At 65.3% G+C, this 4,064-nt stretch carries 5 protein-coding genes; 2 read left to right on the top strand and 3 right to left on the bottom strand.

All coding sequences use genetic code 11. The annotated features are described in order from the left end of the window. The 3 genes from ACI944_RS12565 to ACI944_RS12555 form a co-directional block, all read right to left on the bottom strand. On the bottom strand, positions 1-1,707 hold a 1,707-nt coding region (locus tag ACI944_RS12565; RefSeq protein ID WP_411719382.1), incomplete at its 3' end, for a radical SAM protein. A gap of 389 nt (positions 1,708-2,096) precedes the next feature. Continuing rightward, positions 2,097-2,294 (bottom strand): hypothetical protein, encoded by a 198-nt coding sequence (locus tag ACI944_RS12560; protein ID WP_411719381.1) that lies wholly within the window; start codon positions 2,292-2,294, stop codon positions 2,097-2,099. Positions 2,295-2,404: 110 nt separating this feature from the next. Further along, complete coding sequence (locus ACI944_RS12555; protein WP_411719380.1) at positions 2,405-3,223, bottom strand: DUF429 domain-containing protein; 819 nt, start codon at positions 3,221-3,223, stop codon at positions 2,405-2,407. A gap of 167 nt (positions 3,224-3,390) precedes the next feature. On the opposite strand from ACI944_RS12555, the gene ACI944_RS12550 reads away from it, so the two are divergent. Together ACI944_RS12550 and ACI944_RS12545 are read left to right on the top strand one after the other, a co-directional pair. Further along, positions 3,391-3,549: a hypothetical protein gene (locus ACI944_RS12550; RefSeq protein ID WP_411719379.1), complete on the top strand. Its 159-nt coding sequence runs from the start codon at positions 3,391-3,393 to the stop codon at positions 3,547-3,549. Continuing rightward, a partial coding sequence (locus ACI944_RS12545) for an Hsp20/alpha crystallin family protein (RefSeq protein WP_411719378.1) occupies positions 3,546-4,064 on the top strand: 519 nt, incomplete at its 3' end. The genes ACI944_RS12550 and ACI944_RS12545, both read left to right, overlap by 4 nt.

Below are 4,064 nucleotides of genomic sequence, written 5' to 3'. Positions count from 1 at the left end.
GGCGGTGCAGAACCGTGAGAGGTCGAGATTGTCTGCCGCCTCGCTCGCGTGCTCGTAGGGGCGGCCGACGACGATGTTGCCGGCGCGCTGTTTGCCGACCCCCGGGAGCATTCGCAGTTCGTCCATCGACGCAGAATTGACGTCAAGCGGGTAGGGGACACCCGAGACCGACCGGAAACCGTGGTCCGTGACCGCGACATCGATCGTCCGGCCCAGTTCACGCTCGCCTGGGAGCCCGACTAGGAGGGCGTAGGTACCGAGTTGACGACCAAACGTCTTGCCGTCTTGATGATATTCGAGGTGGACGTTCGGCAGAACAGTCCCCGGCGGGGCGACGCGCTGGAGCATCGGGTTGTCGATCTCTTCGCGGACCTCGCGTTTGTACGTCTTGAACAGTTGCCTGTGATCGTTGGCGATCTCCGCACCCGTCTCTGCCATTTCGGTCCCCTCGAACGCCATCACCTGTCGGATATTGATCCGCCGGACCATCAGCCCCGCCTCGTAGATGTCCCGGAGGAACTGCTTGTTGTGCTCGAACGTCTCGCGGCGCTCGCCGGCGAGGCCGTGGACAAGGTTGATCCCTGGCAACAGCTTCGGCAAGCGGTCGGCGTTCGGGTCGACCGAAGGGCCGTACGCGCGTTCGCCGTCGGGTGTCTCGCCAGGGCGCCACCCGCCCTCCTCGTTGACGATCCGAACCGCCTCAAGACACTCTTCGGCGGTCACCAGCAGGTTGTTTTCCTCTTGGACGAGCGGGTCGGCCGATTCAAGCCCGAACGCGGCCGTATCGCCGGGAGTGTTGTGCTCGGCAATGATCCGGATACCCCGCCGGGACCGTTCGGGGTAGTCCGTGATCGTCACGGGGTTCATGTTGTCGAGGTGCAGCGTCCCGAGGTCCGGAACCGCTTCGCGGATGCCGCCATAGAGGGCTTCGAGCGCCTCCGGATTCGGTGCCTCGCCGTCGCCGCCGTAAGCGAGGATATCGGCCTGCCGCCCGAGCCGGAAGTGCCGCGCGCCGTGGTCGGCGAGGCTGTCGACCTCGCCGACGACCGAGTCGGGTGTCCGGAAACTCGGGTCGCCGTACATCGGCTCCGTGCAGAACGAGCACCGGTAGGGACACCCGCGGGAGGTCTCCATCTCGCAGATGAGGTAGTCGGGATGGTCGGGGTGCTGTTCGATGACAAACGCCCCCTTTGCGGCCCAGCGGTCCAACTCGGCATTGTCGCGGTAGCGGTCCTCGAACCCCTCGAGACCACCGTGAGCGAGGTCGTAGACGGCGGCCTCGATGTCGGCCATCGCGAGGAAGTCGTAATCGAGGTCCGTCCGTTCGGTCTCAGAGGCACCCTCGTTGGCCTCGCCGACGCCGAAACGGACCGGCCCGCCCATCACGCTCGTCCCCTCGGCGGCCCAGGCGAGTTCTTTTACCTCGTCGGGTTCGGCGGGCGTTCCCCCGACGTACTTGCCGGGGACGGTCATCCCGCCGACGTAGACGAAGAGATCGGCGTCAACCACGTCGCGCCACTGCGAGCGATCTTCGCGCAGTTCGTCGATCGTGTGATACGTGATCGCGTCGGGGGGGACGCCGGCGTCGACGGCGGCTCCGGCGGCGAAGCGTGGGTACGTCGAGATGTACGGCGGCACGCCGAAGTGCGCCGGCTCGTCGACGTATCCGTCGACGATCGTGACGTCGATATCCGCCGGGTCTTTCATACGCTACGCAACGGTGCCGACGGGTAAAACGGATGCGGATAGACGCCGGCGCTGGGCGGTCGGGGTCGTGGCTGAGGTGGTCGATGAGGTCGCGGTTATGAGTAGGGTAAGGTCATGCCGGAAGGCGAGACCGCTGTCGCGGCTACCCGACAGAATTTATTTACGCCGGCGGCGGCTGCTAAATGAATAACGAAAACGCTGCGCAGGACGCGATATGTACAATCGACCGTACTCGCTAGGTCGAGTATATAAATAGATCATATCAATCCAATCGGGCACGTAGACTCATTCACCGATATATATTTAAAAATCCTGATCGACACACCATGCCCTATTCGGAGCGCGGATGCGGATGAGTGAAAACGAGCAGGGAGGCGAACCGAACGCCGTCAGTGCGACCTCGGCTCGACCGCGTCAAGCCCGCCGGTCTGTCCGAGCGTGAACGTGTAGATGAGTGTAATCACGGTGAAGGCGACGGCGCCGATACCCGCCATGACGAGGTCGCCGCGGGACAGCACGAAGCCGAAGAACGCGCCGATAGCCAGTCCGAATCCGATTCCGCCGACCAGTTCGAGTATCTCGACCATATCTGGTGGTTTCGGCGGTTGTTTGATATATATTTCGTCTGCAGACTGTCGGACTCGCGGGCGCACGGTCGGGCGCGACAGGACGGCTCCGGAGCGAGGCCGGTGCCGACTCAGACGTATATATACCCCTCCCGCCCCTCGTGCGGTCGATCCGTCCCAAAGTCGCCTCTGGCCGCCCGTGCCGTCGCGACGGCCGCGACGATGCTGTCGAGGGCGTCGCCGCCCGGCTCTTCTGCGGCGATTTCGCGGACCGATGCGGGGAGTTCGACGGCGACTTCCCCGGTGTCGGCCGCCGATAGCCGGGCAAGAATTTCGCGCCGTTTGGCCGCCGCCCCGTCGGCCCCGTCCTTGTACGTCGTATCGACCGTCCCGAGCCGTCTGAGGGTGCCCGCCGGGTAGACCTCGATCACGTTCCGCGCGCCGGCGGAATCCATCGGCGGAACGGACACCGACCCGGCTTCGACCAGCGGCGCGAGCACGTCGCGGATCCCGTACAGCGTCTGGTAGTACGTAATGAAACTGTACGGCGAACTCGCGCCGACAGTCCGGTCGGTCCGCCGCTTCAGTTCGACCCCCTCGCCCGGCAGCGACCGGGCCGTCGACTTGAGCTGATCGCGCATCCCCGGCGCGTCGGCGTCGGCGAAGGCCTCCGCGAACCAGCGCGTCGCCCCGTGCCACCCTTCGGTGCGCTCGGGGAGCAACTCGGCGGGCAACCCGAAGGAGACGTCGAGGCCGGTCGTGCCCTCGGATCGACCGAGCACCCCGCGCAACGCCCGGAGAATCGGCCCCCGAGCGGTCTCATCGAACCGCTCGGCCGCGGACCGGCAGCGCTCGATCCGTAGGCGGCCCGCCTCAAGCCGCCCCGTCGCGATCCAGATATCGTCGCCCGGCCGCTGGCCGCCACTGAAATCGACGCCGCGGATTTTCATGTCGACCGAAAGGCCCCCTAGCACAAAGCAACGAGGGGTCGCGCGCCGCTCTTCCTCTAATGCTGACTGTTTTTTGTGAACTTATATCAATCTGTTTCACGTGAAGAACAGTTCACCGGCTCGCCACTGCCGGGGAATTGATTACTGTCTCGCTCGTAGAGGGTAACATGCCGAAAACCCTAGAGGTCGTCTGCACCCGCGACGACTGCGATCTCGACATGATGGAGTTGCACTACCGGTACTCGATGCCGGACGGAACTGGCGTTGCGGCCTTCAGCTGCCCGTACTGCGGCGAGAGTGGCGGCTTGGAGGCAATCGAGGCATGATCCGGGACGTGGGGGCGTCACTGGGGCGGGCCGTCCTCGACGGGATCGGCCGGGCCGCGAGCCGGCTTCAAGAGCGGACGTCGCTCCCGGCCGATCTCCTCGAGAGCGACGAGGCGTACCTCGCCGTCTTCGACGCGCCCGGCGCGGTCGCCGACGACGTCTCGGTCCACTTCGAGGACGGTACGCTCTCGGTTCGGATCGACCGCTTCCGGGAGTTCTACGACGGCTACGAGATGCGCTTTCCCGGGCGTGGACTCGCCCTCGACGGCGAAGTATCACTTCCTGAGGAAGCGTCGGTCGACGCCGACCAGGCCGAGGCGACGCTTACCCGCGCCGGGACGCTCGAGGTGTTGCTCCCAAAGGCGGTATCGGAAGCCGACGATGTCGGCGGTGAGACGGCCATCGAAACCGATGACGGCGGGGACGACGGTGATGAGAACGATGCCCACGATAACGGGAGTACCAGCCACGACGAGGAGGGCAGCGGTGGCGACGGCCAAGGGTCACCCGATGGG

The sequence above is a fragment of the Natronomonas sp. genome, from assembly GCF_046710025.1.
In the GTDB taxonomy this organism is placed as follows: Archaea; Halobacteriota; Halobacteria; order Halobacteriales; family Haloarculaceae; genus Natronomonas.
The sequence above is the reverse complement of the archived record's forward strand: the minus strand, read 5'-3'. Positions and strand labels throughout refer to the sequence as shown.

Bases quoted from the DNA above. Each gene is read 5' to 3' on its own strand.
- ACI944_RS12560 (WP_411719381.1), bottom strand. From the start codon at position 2,294: ATGGTCGAGATACTCGAACTGGTCGGCGGAATCGGATTCGGACTGGCT.
- ACI944_RS12555 (WP_411719380.1), bottom strand. From the start codon at position 3,223: ATGAAAATCCGCGGCGTCGATTTCAGTGGCGGCCAGCGGCCGGGCGAC.
- ACI944_RS12550 (WP_411719379.1), top strand. From the start codon at position 3,391: ATGCCGAAAACCCTAGAGGTCGTCTGCACCCGCGACGACTGCGATCTC.